The following is a 17428-nucleotide window of genomic DNA, read 5'->3' as shown; positions in this document are numbered from 1 at the left end:
ATCTCACCTGTAATGCACGCGCCGCTCGATGAAGCGGAACTGGACGATGGTGAGGACGATGATGAGCAGCATCAGGATGATGCTCTGCGCGGCGGCGCCCGAGTAGTCGAGGCCTTTGAACCCGTCCGAATAGATCTTGTAGACCATCAGATTGGTCGCGTTGGCCGGCCCGCCGGCGGTCATGATGTCGACGATGCCGAAGGAATCCTGGAAGCTCTCGGTGATGTTGATGACCAGCAGGAAGAAGATGGTCGGCGTGATCAGCGGGAACTGGATGTCCCAGAAGCGCCTGATGACGCCGGAGCCGTCCATCGCCGCCGCTTCGATCAACGAACGCGGGATGGCCTGGAACGCGGCCAGGAAGAAGATGAAATTGTAGCCGACATACTTCCACGAGAAGGCGACGATGATCGAAGCCATGGCATCGGCCCCGTCTAGGCCCGGATCCCAGACGCCGGGCCAGACCTTGTTGACGACGGCCATGAAGCCGGCTTCGGGCGCCAGGATGAAGCGGAACGCCAGCGCGAGCGCGGGTGCGGCGATACCGTAGGGCCAGATCAGCACCACGCGGTAGAGCCATGAGCCGGCAAGTTGCCGGTCGGTCAAAGCGGCAAGCACAAGCGCGATGAACATCGCCAAGCCGGTGCTGATGCCCGCGAATACGAGGCTGGCCGATATCGAGTTCCAATAGTCGGCGTTGGACAGGATCGAGCGGAAATTGTCGAGCCCGACCCAGATATTGCCGCCACCCCAGGGCTGCTGAAGCGTCAGCGACCAGTACACCGCCTGGCCTGCCGGCCAGTAGAAGAAGGTGAAAATCAGGATGAGCTGCGGCACCGCGAACAGGATGCCGATCGTCCATTTGCTGAAAGTGACGCGTTTTTCCATCGATCCGCCGATGCCGTTGAACCGTCAAACCGCCCGGGATGAGACTAAAGCATGTCTCCCGAAAGTGGGAACCGGTTTCGGGAGACACACGCAAGATCACAGCCGATGCGAAATGGCCGCCCGTGTCTGGCGGGCGGCCATTGAACTATCCGGGATCAGGGCAGGGTCTTACCCGGATAGGTCTGCTGGAAGCGGTCGAGGATGGCGTCGCCGTTCTTGACCAGCGTGTCGAGGCCTTCCTGGACGCTCACCTTGTTGGCGAAGATCGCCTGCATCTGCGTGCCGAACTCGGCGCGGATCTGGGTGAAATTGCCCAAACGGATACCGCGGGTGATTTCGGTCGGCTCGGACGCGGTCAGGCTGGCGATCGCGACTTCACGCCCCTTGTAGGGAGCCTTGTCGTAGAAACCGCTGGACTTCATGAAGTCGAAGCCCGACTTGGTCACCGGGATGTAGCCGGTGTTGCTCGACCAGAACAAAGCCGTCTTGGGATCGTGGATGAAGTTCAGGAAGGCGGCCGCGCCCTTGTATTCAGCGTCGGACTTGCCGGACAGCACCCACAGCGAGGCGCCGCCGACCAGCGAATTCTTGCGCTCGGTGCCGGCATAGACAGGCAGTTCGGCGACGTCCCAGTTCATGCCTTCCTTCTGTGTGCGGCCGACCGTGCCATGGTCGCCGACCGAGGTCAGGATTACCTGGCAGGTGCCGGTCGCGAAGGCCTGCACCATGTCCTGGCCGAGATCCTTCGACTTGATCTTGATCAGGCCGGCGTCATACCACTTCTTGAGGTCGGTGACGTACTGGACGAACTTGGTCTTGTTGACCTCCAGGCGGGCGTCGAGGCCGTCATAGCCGTTGTTCTTGGTGGCGATCGGCTGGTTGTGAAGCGCCGAGAACTGCTCCATCAGCTGCCAGCTTTCGTTGGCCGAGATGTTGATGGCCATCGGGCATTCATAGCCGGCGTCCTTCATCGCCTTGAGGTCGGCGCCGACATCTTCCCAGGTCTTGGGCGCCTCGGTCTTGCCGATCTTGGCGAAGGCGTCCTTGTTCCAGTACATCAGCGCGGTCGAGGAATTGAACGGGAAGGACAGCATCTCGCCCTTGGAGGTCGCGTAGTAGCGCGCGATGCCGGGGAAATAGTCGGCGTAGTCGATCTTGTAGCCATTTTCTTCCATCAGCTTGTCGGCGGGCTTGTAGGCGCCCGACAGCATCATCGTGGCGGTGCCGACGTCATAGACCTGGACGACGGTCGGCTGCTTGCCAGCGCGGAAGGCGGCGATGGTGTTCTGCAGCGTGGCGTCGTAATTGCCCTGGCTGGTGCAGACGACCTCGTAGTCCTTCTGCGATTCGTTGAAGTTCTTGCACATCGTGTCGACGACCCGGGCGAGATCGCCCGAAAGACCGAACCAGAAATCGAACTTTACCGGCTCCGCAAAGGCGGGCATCGCCAGCAAGGAGCTGAGCGCGCCGGCGGCAAGGGCGACAGCGCCCCGCTTGATGATGGTCATGGTTTTTCCCTCTTGAGTGGCTGGTGACAAGGGTTCTTGCGCAAGTCCTTGCCCGCTCTCTTAGAGAAGGTATGTGACAGTTCTGTTGTCGGCCCCGGGCCTTTGCACAGCTGTTCGTTTCCTCTCCTTCGGCGGCTTGGCCGGCATCAAAACGTCGGACCGGCAACCAGGTAGCTAGGACGGCGGCCGGAGACGTAAAGGCTAGAAACGGAATGGCCATGATTATCCGGCTAAGCGATCAGCCGGGCGCTGGCGCAATGGCTGGTCATGATGCCTGGCGGTTGTCGGTCCGCGGCTCTGCCCGGACCATTATTCCCCCGGCGGCGGCATCCGCCCGAAAGCGGCGCGTCTCCTGAAACTGCGGCTTGCTTCGACCGGACGTCGCCGTCTGCGCCCGAAAAGCACGCTATGGTTGCAGAAGACTTCATCGATCCTTCAATGGCCAAGCATTAATCAGTCGTATTTCGTTTTTTATTTCCGGCGGCTCGGGGGAAATAAGATGTTGACGGTCTACAACTGTATCGTGAACCAGCACGATCTGAGGCTGGTTGTTCTGGCCGCGCTGGTTTGCGGAATTTCCTGCTTCTCGGCTGCCAATCTGCTTCATCACATCAGTCGTTCCACCGACCGGAACCGTCTTGCCTGGCTGATGATCGCGGCCACGTCGACCGGTTTTGGCATCTGGGCAACGCACTTCATCGCCATGCTCGCCTTCACGCCCGGCATACCCAGCGCCTACGACCCGGAGCTTTCGGTACTCTCGCTCGCCGCCTCGGTCACGTTGACGGCCGCCGGCATGTGGATCGCAACCTTGCGCGACGAACTCGATTATCATCTGGTCGGCGGCGCCGTCCTGGGCGGCGGCATCGCCGCCATGCATTACATCGGCATGGCCGCATTCGAGGTCCAGGGCCGGATCGAATGGAATCTGCTGCTGGTCGCCGTTTCCCTGGTGGCCGGCGTCGCGCTGGCCGCGCTCGCCCTGCGCGTCGTCCTGCGCCGCTCTTCCTTCCCGGCGGCATGCGCCAGCGCGGTGCTGCTGACACTGGCGATCTGCACCTTGCATTTCATCGGCATGGGCGCCGTCTCCATCTTTCCCGATTCCTCGATCGTCATATCCGAATATACGATCGCGCCGACCTCGCAGGCTTTCGCGGCGGCGGCGGCCACACTGGTGATCCTGGTGCTGGCGGCGTCGGCGCTGTGGATCGATCTGCGCTTCCGCCGCCAGAAGCTCGAGGTCGAACGGATGCACGGCCTGGCCAATGCCGCCGTCGAGGGGCTGATCGTCTGCGACGGCACCCGTATCGTCAGCGCCAATGACAGCATGGGCAAGCTGACCGGCACCCCGGCCGAAACGCTGAACGGTATGGAGTTGGGCAGGCTTTTCGAGGCAGGGATCACATCCGATGCCGCCATGCTCGAAGGCCAGCCTCGGGAGGCGGAATTGAAGAACCGCGACGGGACGAGAATTCCCGTCGAACTGATCGCTCGAAGCATCGACTATTGCGGCAAACCCCACGACGTCATTGCCGTGCGCGATATACGCGAACGCAAGAAGGCGGAAGAGGAAATCCTCCGGCTCGCCCATTTCGATCCTCTGACAGGGCTTGCCAATCGCCGCTCGTTTTCATCCCGTCTCGAGGCCGAGATTGCGTCGATGAACCGGACGGCGACCGCCAAAGGCAGGCATCTCGCGCTGCTGCTGCTCGACCTCGACCGCTTCAAGGAGGTGAACGACCTCTATGGGCACGGCGCCGGCGACGCCATGTTGCAGAAGGTCGCAAGCTGCGCCGGAGGCGTCCTGCGCCACGGGCAGATGCTTGCGCGCCTCGGCGGCGACGAATTCGCCATTATCGTGCCGAACCTGCCCGACCCGCAGGCGGCCGGCCGCATCGCCGCTTCGGTGCTTGCCGCCATGCGCGAGGAAAACCGGGCGGCCGTCGGCGGCGGCCTTGTCTCGGCCAGCATCGGCATCGCGATCTATCCGCTGGATGCCGAGGATCAGACCAGCCTTATCAGCCATGCCGACACCGCGCTCTACCGCGCCAAGACCGAAGGCCGCGACACATACCGCTATTTCGAGGCGTCGATGGGCGCCGAGGCCCGCGACAAGCGCGTGATGGAGCATGAACTGCGCCAGGCCGTGGTGCGCGGTGAATTCTACCTCGTCTATCAGCCGCAGAAAGAGATCAGCAGCGGCAGGATGGTCGGCTTCGAGGCCCTGATCCGCTGGCGTCACCCTGAACGGGGTGACGTTTCCCCTGCCATCTTCATCCCGGTGGCCGAGGATAGCGGCGCGATCGGGCAGATCGGCGACTGGGTGCTCGAGGCTGCCTGCGAGGAAGCCGCCAGTTGGGAGAACCCGCTGACGGTCGCCGTCAATGTCTCGGCGGTACAGCTTCACAATCCCAATTTCAGCCGCAAGGTCCACGAGACCTTGCTGAAGTCGGGCCTCGCCCCGGCCAGGCTGGAACTTGAGATTACGGAAACCGCGCTGGTGAAGGACATGCCGCGCGCGCTCGCGACCCTGCGGCAGGTCAAGGCGTTGGGCGTGCACGTGGCCATGGACGATTTCGGGACCGGCTATTCCTCCCTGTCGAACCTGCGCGCTTTTCCCTTCGACAAGATCAAGATCGACGCCTCCTTCATCAAGGCGGTCGATACGAACGGCCAGGTTGCGGCTATCGTGCGTGCCGTGCTGGGACTGGGGCGCGGCCTCGGCCTGCCGGTGCTGGCCGAGGGCGTCGAGACGCTGGGCGAGCTGAAGTTCCTGGACGCCGAGGCCTGCGAGATCGGCCAGGGCTACTATCTGGGCAAGCCGGCGCCGATCGAGGCGTTTGACGATCTGACCGGACATCGCGCTCCAGCCGCGCCCAATCCCGAGGAGCAGCCGCCCGCGATGCCCAGGCAGCGGGTCCGGTCAGCCTAATTCAGCCGGCCGCTCATGAGCCAAGGGCTGTCTCGACCAGCCTTTTGGCGTCAGGGCCTGCCCACTCGGCCGGACCGTTCATATGGGCGATCAGGCAGCCTTCGCCGTCGATCAGCATGGTGACGGGAAGGCCGAGCGCCAGGCCGCGCGTCTTCAGGTCGTTGAACAGCGCCATCGTCGAATCCCGGTAGTAGCCAAGCGTGTGCACCCCGGTATCGGCAAGGAACTTCTTCGGCTTCACATCGTCGCCGGCATCGACATTGACGGCGACAACTTCGAACTTGTCGCTGCCCTTTTCCTTCTGCAGCGCGTCGAGCGCCGGCATTTCGGCGCGGCATGGCGCGCACCATGTCGCCCAGAGGTTCATGAGCACCGTCTTGCCGGCATGACCGGCGATGGTCATCGGCTTGCCGTCCGGGCCGTTGAAGGCCAGGCTTTTCATCGATTGCGGCGGGTCGGCCGGCAAAAGTGCGGCGACCTCGCCGGTGGCGGCGGCCGCGACCTTCTTGGCGCGGTCGCTCTTGGCGGCGCAGGCAACATCGTCCTTGCTGTCGCCGGCCGCCACTTGCGGCGCGGCATTGTTGCCAGACCGGCTCTCGCTGACATATACCGCCACCGCGCCGGCCAGCGCTCCCGCCACCAGGGCGGCGAGGATCAGGCGCGGGGCCGGGAAGAATCTGTTTCCGTCTGCCATGTTCTCAAAACTGCTCCGAAGCACGGGTTTTATAGCGATGAGCGACAAGAAGACCAGCAACCAGATGTGGGGCGGACGATTTGCCTCGGGTCCGGCCGCGATCATGGAAGCGATCAACGCGTCGATCTCGTTCGACCGAAAGCTCTATGCCCAGGACATCAGAGGCTCGATCGCCCATAGCGAAATGCTGGCGCAAACGGGCATTATTTCGGCGGCCGATCAAGAAAAAATAGCGGCGGGGCTGAACACGATCCTGAAGGAGATCGAGGCCGGCACCTTCGAGTTCTCGACGAAGCTCGAGGACATCCACATGAATGTCGAGGCACGCCTCGCCGACCTGATCGGTCCGGCGGCGGGCCGCCTGCACACCGCCCGCTCGCGCAACGACCAGGTGGCGGTCGATCTGAGGCTCTGGGTCAAGGACGAATGTTTTCGCGTCGCCGAGGCGCTGAAAGGGCTGATCACGGCATTGCTCGAACGGGCCGAGGAACACGCTGCCACCGTGATGCCGGGCTTTACCCACATGCAGGCGGCGCAGCCGGTCACCTTCGGCCATCACTGCATGGCCTATGTCGAGATGTTTTCGCGCGACCTGTCACGCGTGCGCGATGCCATTGAACGGATGGACGAGAGCCCGCTCGGCGCGGCCGCGCTCGCCGGCACCAGCTTCCCGATCAACCGCCACCGGACCGCGAGCGCGCTCGGCTTCCGCGAGCCGATGCGCAATTCGCTCGACAGCGTTTCGGATCGCGATTTCGCGCTGGAATTCCTCGGCATGGCGGCGATCTGCGCCACGCATCTGTCGCGTCTGGCCGAGGAGATCATCATCTGGTCGACGCCGCAGTTCGGCTTCATCAGGCTGTCGGATTCCTTCTCGACCGGCTCCTCGATCATGCCGCAGAAGAAGAACCCCGACGCCGCCGAGCTGGTGCGCGGCAAGACCGGCCGCGTCAACGGCCATCTCGTCGGCCTGCTGACGGTGATGAAGGGCATGCCTCTGACCTATGGCAAGGACATGCAGGAAGACAAGGAATCGATCTTCGACGCCGCCGAGACGCTCGACCTGATGCTGGCGGCCACGACCGGCATGGTCTCCGACATGACGGTCAACGCCGCCGCGATGAAGAAGGCCGCCGGGTCCGGCCACGCCACCGCCACCGACCTTGCCGACTGGCTGGTGCGCACGCTGGGCCTGCCGTTCCGCGAGGCGCATCATGTCACCGGCCGTGCGGTGGCGCTGGCCGAAGAGAAGAAAGTGAGCCTGGAGAGGCTTTCGCTGGAGGATTTGCAATCGATCAATCCCGGCATCACATCCGACATCTTCTCGGTCCTGGCGGTGCAGAACTCGGTCAAGAGCCGGGTGAGTTTCGGCGGCACGGCGCCGTCGGAAGTGAGGAAGCAGATCCGCTATTGGAAAAAGCGCATCGCAAAGGCGTAATGCCGGCTGGTGCGTCGCAGTATCCGGGATATTCAATCGGCAATATTCCAGATATTGCGCCCAGCAATATCCGGGGTGCAATGCGCCGAGAACTCGGCTAAAAGCGGCGGCTGGCAAATGTTTCGGACGGATGGATCGATGACCGGAAGCAGGATCTTGGTGACGCTGACGCTTCTGGCGGCGATGGCCGCCGTAACCGCCTGCGGCCGCAAAGCGCCTCTCGACACCCCCTATGCGGCGGCGGTCCAGGCGCGCAAGGATGCCGAGAAGGCCCACCAGCCTGTGCCGCCGGAGCCGGAAAAACCGGTCCAGGACAAGAAGTTTATCCTCGACCCGCTGATCTAGGCCGGTCGGATCGGTTTCACATCCGATCCGGTCCAATTTTTCCGGAACCACTCCCGTGAACCATTTCGACTACCGCGACGGCGTGCTGCATGCCGAGGACGTGGCAATCCCCGATATCGCCGCTCAGGTCGGCACGCCGTTCTATTGCTATTCGACGGCGACATTGACCAGGCACTATCGCGTCTTCGCCCAGGCCTTCTCCGGGCTGGACGCGCTGGTCTGCTATGCCATGAAGGCCAATTCCAACCAGGCGGTGCTGCGCACCCTGGCCAGGCTTGGCGCCGGCGCCGACGTGGTCTCGGAAGGCGAATTGCGCCGCGCGCTAGCCGCTGGCATTCCGGCTGGCAAGATCCTGTTCTCGGGCGTCGGCAAGACGGCGCGTGAAATGGACTTCGCGCTTCAAGCCGGCATTCTCTGCTTCAATGTCGAATCCGAGCCGGAACTTGAACTCCTGTCGGCCCGCGCCACGGCGCTCGGCAAGGTGGCGCCGGTTTCGCTGCGCATCAATCCCGATGTCGACGCCAGGACCCATAAGAAGATTTCCACGGGCAAGGCGGAGAACAAGTTCGGCATTCCATGGCAGCGTGCGCGGCATGTCTATGGCCGCGCGGCGGAGCTTCCCGGCATCAAGGTCACCGGCATCGATACCCATATCGGCAGCCAGATCACCGAACTGCAGCCCTTCGACGACGCTTTCGCCCTGCTGGTCGACCTGGTCGGCGTGCTGCGCGGCGACGGCCACGCGATCGATCATGTCGATCTCGGCGGCGGGCTCGGCATTCCCTACCGCGTCGACAACAATCCGCCGCCTCTCCCCGATGCCTACGCCCAGATCGTGCGCAAGCATGTCACCAGGCTCGGGCTGAAGGTGATGTTCGAGCCGGGCCGGCTGATCGTTGGCAATGCCGGTATCCTGGTCTCCGAAGTGATTTTCGTGAAGGAAGGCGACGCCAAGAATTTCCTCGTCGTCGACGCCGCCATGAACGATCTGATCCGGCCAACGCTCTACGACGCCTTCCACGACATCAGGCCGGTCGTGCAGCCGCCGGCCGACACGCCGCGCATGATGGTCGACGTGGTCGGCCAGGTCTGCGAGACCGGGGACTATCTCGGCCTCGACCGCGACCTGCCGAGGCTGAAGGCCGGCGATCTCGTCGCCGTCTCCACGGCCGGCGCTTATGGCGCGGTGCAGGCAGGCACCTACAACACCCGCCTGCTGGTGCCCGAGGTTCTGGTCGATGGCGACCGCTTCCACGTCGTGCGCCCGCGCCTGACCTATGACGACCTGATCGGGCTTGATTCGGTGCCGGACTGGCTGAAGTAGCTGCAAGGGAGGAGATAGCCATGCCGGAAACCACCATCACCCGCGAACGCATTGCCGCGATGGAGCCGCGTATCCGCCCCTATATCAGGCACACGCCGGTGCTGCGCGTCGACATGGCCGATTTCGACCGGCCGCCGCTGGCGGTCGACCTCAAGCTCGAATGCCTGCAGCATTCCGGCTCGTTCAAGGCGCGCGGCGCCTTCACAAATCTTTTGGAGCGGCCGGTTCCCGAAGCCGGCGTGGTAGCCGCGTCGGGCGGCAATCACGGCGCCGCCGTCGCCTACGCCGCCATGCGGCTTGGCCACAAGGCGACGATCTTCGTCCCCGAGGTGAGTCCGCAGGCCAAGCTGGACCGTATTCGCGGCTATGGCGCCGACCTCGTGGTGGGCGGCGCCCGCTACGCCGAGGCGCTCGCCGCCAGCGAGGATTTCGCCGCAAAGACCGGCGCCTTGCCGATCCACGCCTTCAACCAGGAGCAAACGCTGGTCGGCCAGGGCACGCTGGGGCTGGAGATCGAAGCGGACCTGCCCGAGATCGATACGCTGCTGGTCGCTGTCGGCGGTGGTGGCCTGATCGGCGGCATCGCCGCCTGGTATGCCGGCCGCATCCGCATCGTCGCCATCGAGCCCGAGGGCGCGCCGACGCTGCACCGTGCCTTCGAGGCGGGCCATCCCGTCGACGCGCCGGCGGAAGGCGTAGCCGCCGATTCGCTGGCGCCGAAGCGCGTCGGCGAAATGATGTTTCCCATCGCCGAAGCCTTCGTCGAACGCTCGATCCTGGTCAGCGATGACGACATTATTGCCGCGCAGAAGGCGCTGTGGAACCGGGTACGCATCATTTCCGAACCGGGCGGTGCGGCAGCCTTCGCGGCTGTCCTTTCCGGTCGCTATACGCCGGCACCGGGCGAACGGGTTGCGGTGCTGGTCTGTGGCGCCAACGCCAACCCCGCCACTTTCTGAGCGCAACCCTTTCAACGGCCTTCACGTTTTTACCAATCGCCTCGCCTTTGCCGTGTTTGCTGGTAAACTTCGAATCGTGAGGATCGGGCCGTTCAGCCCGAGTCCAGGAAGGGCCGATGACGCAACGACCCATCTTCAGCAGTGATCGCGGGCTGGCCGGACGCCTGGCTCTGAGCCGGCTGGCGACACGGGTCTCGATGATTGCCGAGCGCGGCTGGCCGCTGCTGCTTCCGCTCATCATTGTGGCCTGCCTGTTTTTGAGCGCCTCGTGGTTCGGCATCTTCTCCCGGCTGCCGGATGTAGCGCGCATAGGCCTTGTCGCGGCGTTCGGCCTGGCTGGGCTCGCCGCCCTCTATCCGTTTCGGTTCTTCCGCATCCCGGCGGCGGCCGAGGTCGACCGCCGCATCGAAGCCGCCAACCAGCTGCTGCACAGCCCCGTGCAGGTGCAGACCGACCGGCCGAGCGGCCGCGAAAGCAGCTTCTCGCAGGCGCTGTGGCGCGAGCACCAGAAGCGTATGGCCGGCAGGCTCGACAGCCTCGGCGCCGACCTGCCGCGCACGCAAGTGCCGGAGCGCGACCCCTGGGGGCTGCGCGCCGTGGCCGCGCTTCTGCTGGTCACCGCCTTCGCCTTTTCCTTCGGGCCGGAAGGCGGCAGGATAGAAGACGGCTTCAGCGCCCAGGGCGTTCACGACGCCGTGCCGCCGCGCATCGACGCATGGGTCACGCCGCCGGCCTACACCGGCAAGCCGCCGGTCTTCCTCACCGCTGACGCCAACCAGGCGACACCCACCTTCCACGTCCCCGAGGGCAGCGATGTCTCGTTGCGGGTGACCGGAGGCTCGGGCGAAGAAACGCTTGCCTATGCCGACAAGGACGGCAACGAGCGCGCCATCGACCCTGCCGCGCCGCAAGCCGCCACCACAGCCAAATCCTCGGCGCCGTCCCCGGCCTCCCCCGCCAAGGTGCGCCAGTTTACAAGTAAGCTCGCCGGCGACGGCACGCTGACGCTGAAATCGGGTGACGAAAACCTTGACCGCTGGGCCTTCGCGGTGATTCCGGACAAGCCGCCGCAGATCCGCTTCGTCGGCGAGCCCAAGCGCGCCGCCAATGGCGCCTTCGAACTCAACTACCAGATCGATGACGATTATGGCGCCGCCACCGCCAAGGCGGTCTTCTCGCTGGCCGACCCACAGGCGCCGGACGCGCATCCGCTCTATGGTCCGCCCGACATGCCGCTGACGCTGCCGCGCCGTGGCGGCAAGTCGAACGCAGCCCGCACCACGAAGGACCTGACCGAGCATGTCTGGGCCGGCAGCAGCATCAAGCTGACGCTGGTTGCCACCGACGACGCCGGTCACACCGCCTCGAGCGAAACCAAGACGCTTGTCATGCCCGAAAGGCCCTTCACCAACCCGCTGGCCCGCGCGGTGATCGAACAGCGCCGCCTGCTGGCGCTCGACGCCAACGCCAAGCCGCGCGTGCTCGACCTGATCGACGCCATCACGCTGAGGCCGGAAGACACGTTCTCCAACATGTCCCACTACCTCGCCATCATGAGCGCGCGCAGCCGGCTGAAGCTGGCGCAGAACGACGACCAGTTGCGCAACGAAGTGGCCTATCTCTGGGAGATCGCGCTCGGCATCGAGGAGGGCAACCTCTCGGCCGCCGAAAAGCGGTTGCGCCAGGCGCAGCAGGCGCTGCAGGACGCCATCAAGAACGGCGCCAGCGACCAGGAAATCGAGAAGGCGATGAAGGAACTGCGCGAGGCGATGAACCAGTTCCTGCAGGAATTCGCCGAACGCGCCAAGCAGAATCCGAATGCGCCGCAGATGCAGCAGAACGGCCAGGAACTGCGCCAGAGCGACATCGACCGCATGATGGACCAGATCGAGAACCTGGCGAAGTCGGGTGACCGCGACAAGGCGCAGCAATTGCTGTCGCAGTTGCAGGACATGATGAACAACCTCCAGGCCGGACGCCAGCAGCAGGGCGGCGAGCAGGACAGCCAGATGCGCCAGCAGATGGACAAGCTCGGCGATATCCTGCGGCGTCAGCAGGAGATGATGAACGACACCTTCCGCATGGACCAGATGCGGCGCGGCGAGCAGCAGCGCGGACAGAACCGTGACGAGCAGCTGGGCCAGGGCGGCCAGGAGCAGGACCAGCAGGGTGGCGGGCAAGACCCGCAAGCCGGGCAGAAGCCGATGACGCCGCAGGAATTCGCCGATGCGCTGAAGCAGCTGCAGGAAGGCCAGGGCCAGCTCAAAAGCGATCTCGAACAGCTGAAGAAGAGCCTCGAAGGCATGGGCATGGAGCCCAATGAAGGATTTGGCGAGGCCGGCAAGTCGATGGGCAGCGCCGAGCAGGCGCTGGGCGAAGGCCAGGGCGACGAGGCCGTCGGCCACCAGGGCCGGGCGCTGGAGGCGCTGCGCAAGGGCGCCAAGGACATGATGAAGCAGATGCAGGCCATGCAGGGCGACCAGGGCGGCAGCCAGGAAGGCGGCCGTCAGCAGAACGCCGACCGCGATCCGCTTGGCCGGCCACGCGCCAGCCAGGGCCCCGACTTCGGCGATTCGGTGAAGGTGCCCGACGAGATCGACGTGCAGCGCGCCCGCCAGATCCTGGAAGCGATCCGCAAGCGGCTCGGCAACGCGCTCAGCCCCGATATCGAACGCAGCTACCTCGAACGGCTGTTGGAGCTGAAATAGGCCCTTCCGTCCAAAACCCTCTCAAGCGATTGTACCGCCGTGCCGAAGCTGAGCACCGTCACTCCCATCCTGCGGATATTCGATGTTGCCAAGGCGCACGAATTCTACGTCGGCTTTCTCGGCTTTAAAGTGCAGTTCGAACACCGCTTCAATGACAACGCGCCGCTCTATACGGGTGTTTGCCGTGACGGCTGCGTGTTGCATCTGAGCGAACATCATGGCGATGGCACGCCGGGCTCCCACATCCGGATCGAGACGACCGACGTTGCGGGGCTCCACCATGAATTGACCGCCAGGAAGTACCGCTTTGCCGGGCCGGGTCTGGAGGAGACGCCTTGGAAGACGAGGGAGGTCACGGTCGACGATCCGTTCGGCAACCGCCTGACCTTCTATGAAGATGTCAGAGACTGACCCTGCTGTTGACGAACGCCTCGCGGATCGCTTCCTCCATCCCATCGATCGCCTCCCCCGAAGCATTCGGGTTGCGGTGCATAACCACATTCGATGAATCGATGTCGCCGAACCCGTCGGCGGCGGTCAGTTCGCGGCAGTCCGCCGGAATGTTGCTGCGCGAGATCGGCGCGATCGCCAGGCCCGACGTGACAGCGAGTTTCAGGCCGCCCGTGGTGTCGCTGGTATAGGCGACGCGGTAGGCGAGCCCGCGCTGTTCCAGCGATTTGATGGCGAAGTGCTTGCACCAGCTGATCCGGTTGTAGAGCGCGATCGGGACCGGACGCTCTTCGTGTGTGTGGTGGAAGGCCGACGTCACCCAGACGGTCGGGTCATGCATCAGCACTTCGCCACCCGAAGGATCCTGCCATTCGAACACGACACAGAGATCGAGTTCGCCAGCGGCGAGCGCGGCGATCTGCGCCTCCGAATGCGCGTAGCGGACGGTGACCTCGACCTTGGTGTGGCGCTTCGAGAAGGCGCCCAGCGCGCGCGACAGGATGGCGTGGCCATATTCCTCGGGAATGCCGATACGCACCGGCCCCCCGAGCGGCGCCGCGGTCATCGAGGCCGCCGTTTCATCGAGCAGCGAAACGATGCGACGGGCATTGACGATCAGCTCGCCGCCTCGCCGCGTCAGCGCGACACCGCGTGAACCGCGCTCGAACAGGCTGTCGCCCACCAGGCTCTCGAGCTTCTTCATCTGCATCGACACAGCCGACTGGGTGCGGCCGGCCAGTTCCGCGGCCCTGGTGAAATTGCCGGCCTCGGCAATGGCGACGAAGGTGCGCAGAAGATCGCTGTCGAGGGTCGGGCGCATAAAATCCGCCATAAGAATTTTTGATCACTGGCATCATCCCAATTCGTTTGCAACATGTCAAACGCCAGATGATAGTCGCCTCACCCATTGGATAAGCGGCTGATTTGTCGGCTGCGGACCAATCAAAGAGTCCTCACTCATGCCCGCTGCCCGAAACGGTGGCGGGTTCTTTTTACCGTAGGTGCGGGAGCCCTGACGCAGATGCAGAACCAGATGGTGCGCGGCATACTGAGCCTGTGCCTGGGGGTGCTGGTGTTTTCGCTTCAGGACCCGCTCGTCAAGGCCGTGTCGGGCGGTTACCCCGTCACCGAGGTGATGGCGATCCGCGCGATCGTCGCCCTGCCGATCCTGATCTTTCTGGTCCACATCGATGTCGGACTGAAGGCCATCTGGTCGAGGCGGTTCGGCATGCTGACGACGCGCGCCTTCATCCAGTTCACTTCCTACACCGTCTACTATCTGGCCATCGCCGCCTTGCCGCTCGCCGACGCCGTGGCCCTCTATTTCATGGCGCCGCTCTGCATCATGGCGATGGCCGGTCCCTATCTCGGCGAGCGCGTTTCCTGGCAGACGCTGGCGACGGTGCTGATCGGCCTGCTCGGCGTGCTGGTCATGCTGCGTCCGGGGGCCGGCCTGTTCGACTGGGCTGCCCTGCTGTCGCTGGGCTCGGCCGTGCTCTACGCCTTCTCGCAATTGATGGCGCGCAAGATCGGCGATACCGAATCGTCGACCGTGATGGCCTTCTACCAGAACGGCGCCTATCTGACCGGCGCGATCGTGGTTGCCGGCGCGTTCCACCTTGCCGGCATAACCCACGCCGTCCACCCAAGCCTGGAATTCCTGGTTCGGCCGTGGGTATGGCCGACGCTGCCGGATTTCCTGAAAATGGCGGCCTGCGGTTTCGTCGCCTCCGCCGGCATGATCCTGTTGTCGCAAGGCTACCGGCTGGCGCCCGCCAACCGCGTCGCCACCTTCGAATACACCGGCATCCTGTGGTCGCCGCTGTGGGGGTTCCTGTTCTTCGCCGAGGTGCCCAGGTCAACGACCGTCATCGGTGCGGCGCTGATCATCGGCGCCGGCTTGCTGGCGCTCAACACGGCACGGCGCAAGAGCGTCGTCCCGGTGCTTGCGTCAGCGGGCGAGACGACTGGCTGAGATCACTGCGGCGGCGGCCCTCTGCCTGTGATGTAGTTGGCGTTGATCGCGAACACGCAGCGCCATAGCCCCTGCCGCGTCTTGAAACATTCGCCTTCGGCATTGTCGATCTCCAGCGAAGTGCAGTTCGATCCCTGATTGCTGTCATTGAGCGGACTGCACGTGTAGGTGATGTACCGCTGCGCATAGATGTCTTGAATCGGCTGGTCCGAATCCGCGGCCGACGGATCGTGATCGATGTTAAACGTACGAGGTTCGCCAACCTCGATGGGTGTGAATTCCGCCAGTTTCAGATCGCCGCTATGCGTGGAATAATATTCGACTTCGCAAAGCACATAGACCGAGGCCTGCTCGGCGGAGATTGGCCCATCACTGGGCTCGCTGGTCGTTTCCGGGCAAACAGCCGGATCCCGCGCGCCGAATTGTTCCCCAATGCCGGCACGCGCGGGATTGACCCAAAAAATTGCCAGCACGACAAAGGCCGAAAAAACTCGCAGCATTCATCACCCCAATATCTCGATTGACTCAGCCGGACAGGATTTCGATGAAGCGCTGGATGACCGGCCGCGTCGGCGAGTTCGACTTGTCCAGTTCGAGGAACTTCTTGTAGGCGGCGATGGCTTCGGGCTTGCGGCCGGTGTCGCGGTAGCTGTCGCCGAGAGCGCTGTAGATTTCGGCCTTTTCCGGCGCGAGTTTCACCGCCGTTTCCAGCGCCTCCAGTGCTTCTTTCTGCTTTTCCAGCGCCTGCAGGCAACGCCCATATTCCAGCCAGTAGCCGGCATTGGCGGGTTCGAGCGTCTTGGCGCGATTGTAGCGCTCGGCCGCCTGGTCCCATTTGTGAAGCAAAGCGAGCAGATTGGCGTCCTCGGCCTGCGCCTGCGCATTCTGCGGCGAATAGTCGGCGGCGTCGCGAAAGACCTTTTCCGCCTCCTCGTAATTGCTGTCGCCGAGATACATCGACGCCAGATAGGCGAACGCCACGAGATAGCCGGGATCGAGTTCCAGCGAGCGGCGCAACAGGTCCACACCTTGCTCCTTGCGCCCGCGATCGAGTTCGATCTTGCCGGCCTTGGCATAGTAGCGCGGATTCTCCGGATCGAGATCGGCCGCCTGGATCAGGAATTTTATCGCCTCGTCCGGCTGCTTGCGCGCCATTGCGATGTCGGAGAAACCTTCGACGGCCAGCGCATTGCTCGCGTCGCGGCTGTGAACCTCGTTGAACTCCGCCTGCCCACCGTCGAGATCGCCGGAGACGCGCAACACATTTCCAAGGTTGAGCCGGGCCGGCAGGAAGCCGGCATCGAGCGCGATCGCGGCGCGAAAATCCTCGGTCGCCGCCGGCAGGTCATTGGCGTTGTAACGGATCAGACCAACGAGATTATAGGCCCACTTCGCATCCTTGTGGTGCGAGCGGATCAGCCGCCGCGCCAGCGTGGTTGCCCGCAAAGGCTCCTTCTCGGCATCGGCCGCGATGGCGATGAACGGGTCGAGTGTGGCCATGATGCTGGAGGCCGCGTCGGCGAAATACTGCCGTTCGGGCTCATCGCCGATAGCAGGCAGATCGATAATTTCGACCGTGTCGCGCACAACCCTCAGGCGCAACCGCAGGCCCGATCGCGCGCAGGCCGCGTCGGAACAGACGAATTCTCCCGAAATGCGCGTCTCATAGGCGTTGAACAGGCGGCGCACATGGAAGATCAGCGATTCGATCGAGAAGCCGGAATCGGGGAAGGAAAACTCGACCCGGCGCGATTGCGGGATGGCGGAGATGCTCGCCTTGCTGGTCTTGGCCTTGGCCGCCACGTCCTGCAGCCCATCCCAGACACGGCTTGCGGCGACATCGGCGGTCAGCCCCTCCTTGCTCAGCGCCTCCGGCACGGCGATCGGTTCGATAACCACCTCGTCGCGGCGGAACTGGCTGACCAGCACCGGAAAAACGACGATCACCGCGACCAGGAACAGCGCGTTGAGGAAGATGCTGCGAACCGTGGTCGACCAGGTGTCGAAGCCGGCAAGCGAGAACCGCTCGCGCAGCCGGGTGCGCGGCTTCGGCGGCGAAGCTCCTGCCTTGCCTCCGGTCTCTTCCGCCACTGTCGATTCAGCCTTGCGACGCTGGCGCGCCATGCCACCCACCCACAATCCCCAAGGCATATTAGGGGATGCGAAGATAGATTGTCACGCAGCGCGGTTTTTTTACGGCAACTTGG

Annotated in this window: 14 protein-coding genes; 8 read left to right on the top strand and 6 right to left on the bottom strand. The window is 63.9% G+C overall.

What is annotated here, in order from left to right; translation table 11 throughout:
* Window positions 1-3: 3 nt before the first annotated feature.
* Window positions 4-888: a sugar ABC transporter permease gene (locus tag J0I79_RS15210; protein ID WP_292859991.1), complete on the bottom strand. Its 885-nt coding sequence runs from the start codon at window positions 886-888 to the stop codon at window positions 4-6.
* Window positions 889-1043: 155 nt separating this feature from the next.
* A complete protein-coding gene (locus J0I79_RS15205) occupies window positions 1044-2396 on the bottom strand; it encodes an extracellular solute-binding protein (RefSeq protein WP_292859988.1) in 1353 nt (450 codons plus the stop codon).
* A gap of 499 nt (window positions 2397-2895) precedes the next feature.
* Here J0I79_RS15205 and J0I79_RS15200 point away from each other — a divergent pair, with 499 nt between their 5' ends.
* Window positions 2896-5328, top strand: coding sequence for an EAL domain-containing protein (locus J0I79_RS15200; RefSeq protein WP_292859985.1), 2433 nt, complete (start codon window positions 2896-2898; stop codon window positions 5326-5328).
* 13 nt (window positions 5329-5341) lie between these two features.
* Here the strand turns inward: J0I79_RS15200 and J0I79_RS15195 are convergent, their stop codons facing one another.
* Window positions 5342-6022: a TlpA disulfide reductase family protein gene (locus J0I79_RS15195; RefSeq protein WP_292859982.1), complete on the bottom strand. Its 681-nt coding sequence runs from the start codon at window positions 6020-6022 to the stop codon at window positions 5342-5344.
* A gap of 37 nt (window positions 6023-6059) precedes the next feature.
* On the opposite strand from J0I79_RS15195, the gene argH reads away from it, so the two are divergent.
* From argH to J0I79_RS15165, 6 genes are all read left to right on the top strand, one after another.
* The gene (gene argH / locus J0I79_RS15190) at window positions 6060-7460 is read left to right on the top strand and encodes an argininosuccinate lyase (protein WP_292859979.1); all 1401 of its coding nucleotides are present in this window, start codon (window positions 6060-6062) and stop codon (window positions 7458-7460) included.
* 138 nt (window positions 7461-7598) lie between these two features.
* Window positions 7599-7805, top strand: coding sequence for a lipoprotein (locus J0I79_RS15185; RefSeq protein WP_292859976.1), 207 nt, complete (start codon window positions 7599-7601; stop codon window positions 7803-7805).
* A 55-nt stretch (window positions 7806-7860) separates the two neighbouring features.
* Window positions 7861-9129 (top strand): diaminopimelate decarboxylase, encoded by a 1269-nt coding sequence (gene lysA / locus J0I79_RS15180; protein ID WP_292859973.1) that lies wholly within the window; start codon window positions 7861-7863, stop codon window positions 9127-9129.
* A gap of 20 nt (window positions 9130-9149) precedes the next feature.
* Entirely contained in the window at window positions 9150-10088 is a 939-nt protein-coding gene (locus J0I79_RS15175; protein ID WP_292859971.1) for a threonine/serine dehydratase, read from the top strand.
* A gap of 116 nt (window positions 10089-10204) precedes the next feature.
* Window positions 10205-12796 (top strand): TIGR02302 family protein, encoded by a 2592-nt coding sequence (locus tag J0I79_RS15170; protein WP_292859969.1) that lies wholly within the window; start codon window positions 10205-10207, stop codon window positions 12794-12796.
* A gap of 39 nt (window positions 12797-12835) precedes the next feature.
* Entirely contained in the window at window positions 12836-13207 is a 372-nt protein-coding gene (locus J0I79_RS15165; RefSeq protein WP_292859966.1) for a glyoxalase superfamily protein, read from the top strand.
* Here the strand turns inward: J0I79_RS15165 and J0I79_RS15160 are convergent.
* The gene (locus J0I79_RS15160; protein WP_292859963.1) at window positions 13197-14066 is read right to left on the bottom strand and encodes a LysR substrate-binding domain-containing protein; all 870 of its coding nucleotides are present in this window, start codon (window positions 14064-14066) and stop codon (window positions 13197-13199) included. The genes J0I79_RS15165 and J0I79_RS15160 overlap by 11 nt on opposite strands.
* Window positions 14067-14267: 201 nt before the next feature.
* On the opposite strand from J0I79_RS15160, the gene J0I79_RS15155 reads away from it, so the two are divergent.
* The gene (locus J0I79_RS15155; RefSeq protein WP_292859960.1) at window positions 14268-15221 is read left to right on the top strand and encodes a DMT family transporter; all 954 of its coding nucleotides are present in this window, start codon (window positions 14268-14270) and stop codon (window positions 15219-15221) included.
* 2 nt (window positions 15222-15223) lie between these two features.
* Here the strand turns inward: J0I79_RS15155 and J0I79_RS15150 are convergent, their stop codons facing one another.
* Both J0I79_RS15150 and J0I79_RS15145 read right to left on the bottom strand, forming a co-directional pair.
* On the bottom strand, window positions 15224-15721 hold the full coding sequence (locus J0I79_RS15150) for a hypothetical protein (RefSeq protein ID WP_292859957.1): 498 nt from the start codon (window positions 15719-15721) through the stop codon (window positions 15224-15226).
* A 25-nt stretch (window positions 15722-15746) separates the two neighbouring features.
* Window positions 15747-17345: a tetratricopeptide repeat protein gene (locus J0I79_RS15145; protein ID WP_292859954.1), complete on the bottom strand. Its 1599-nt coding sequence runs from the start codon at window positions 17343-17345 to the stop codon at window positions 15747-15749.
* Window positions 17346-17428 lie beyond the last annotated feature (83 nt).

Source organism: Mesorhizobium sp. (assembly GCF_017306585.1).
Classification (GTDB): Bacteria; Pseudomonadota; Alphaproteobacteria; order Rhizobiales; family Rhizobiaceae; genus Mesorhizobium.
This window is presented reverse-complemented; position numbering and strand designations above follow the sequence as displayed.

Bases quoted from the DNA above. Each gene is read 5' to 3' on its own strand.
- J0I79_RS15175 (WP_292859971.1), top strand. From the start codon at position 9,150: ATGCCGGAAACCACCATCACCCGCGAACGCATTGCCGCGATGGAGCCG.
- J0I79_RS15205 (WP_292859988.1), bottom strand. From the start codon at position 2,396: ATGACCATCATCAAGCGGGGCGCTGTCGCCCTTGCCGCCGGCGCGCTC.
- J0I79_RS15155 (WP_292859960.1), top strand. From the start codon at position 14,268: ATGCAGAACCAGATGGTGCGCGGCATACTGAGCCTGTGCCTGGGGGTG.
- J0I79_RS15160 (WP_292859963.1), bottom strand. From the start codon at position 14,066: ATGCGCCCGACCCTCGACAGCGATCTTCTGCGCACCTTCGTCGCCATT.
- J0I79_RS15210 (WP_292859991.1), bottom strand. From the start codon at position 888: ATGGAAAAACGCGTCACTTTCAGCAAATGGACGATCGGCATCCTGTTC.
- J0I79_RS15185 (WP_292859976.1), top strand. From the start codon at position 7,599: ATGACCGGAAGCAGGATCTTGGTGACGCTGACGCTTCTGGCGGCGATG.
- J0I79_RS15150 (WP_292859957.1), bottom strand. From the start codon at position 15,721: ATGCTGCGAGTTTTTTCGGCCTTTGTCGTGCTGGCAATTTTTTGGGTC.
- J0I79_RS15145 (WP_292859954.1), bottom strand. From the start codon at position 17,345: ATGGCGCGCCAGCGTCGCAAGGCTGAATCGACAGTGGCGGAAGAGACC.
- argH (WP_292859979.1), top strand. From the start codon at position 6,060: ATGAGCGACAAGAAGACCAGCAACCAGATGTGGGGCGGACGATTTGCC.
- J0I79_RS15170 (WP_292859969.1), top strand. From the start codon at position 10,205: ATGACGCAACGACCCATCTTCAGCAGTGATCGCGGGCTGGCCGGACGC.
- J0I79_RS15200 (WP_292859985.1), top strand. From the start codon at position 2,896: ATGTTGACGGTCTACAACTGTATCGTGAACCAGCACGATCTGAGGCTG.
- J0I79_RS15195 (WP_292859982.1), bottom strand. From the start codon at position 6,022: ATGGCAGACGGAAACAGATTCTTCCCGGCCCCGCGCCTGATCCTCGCC.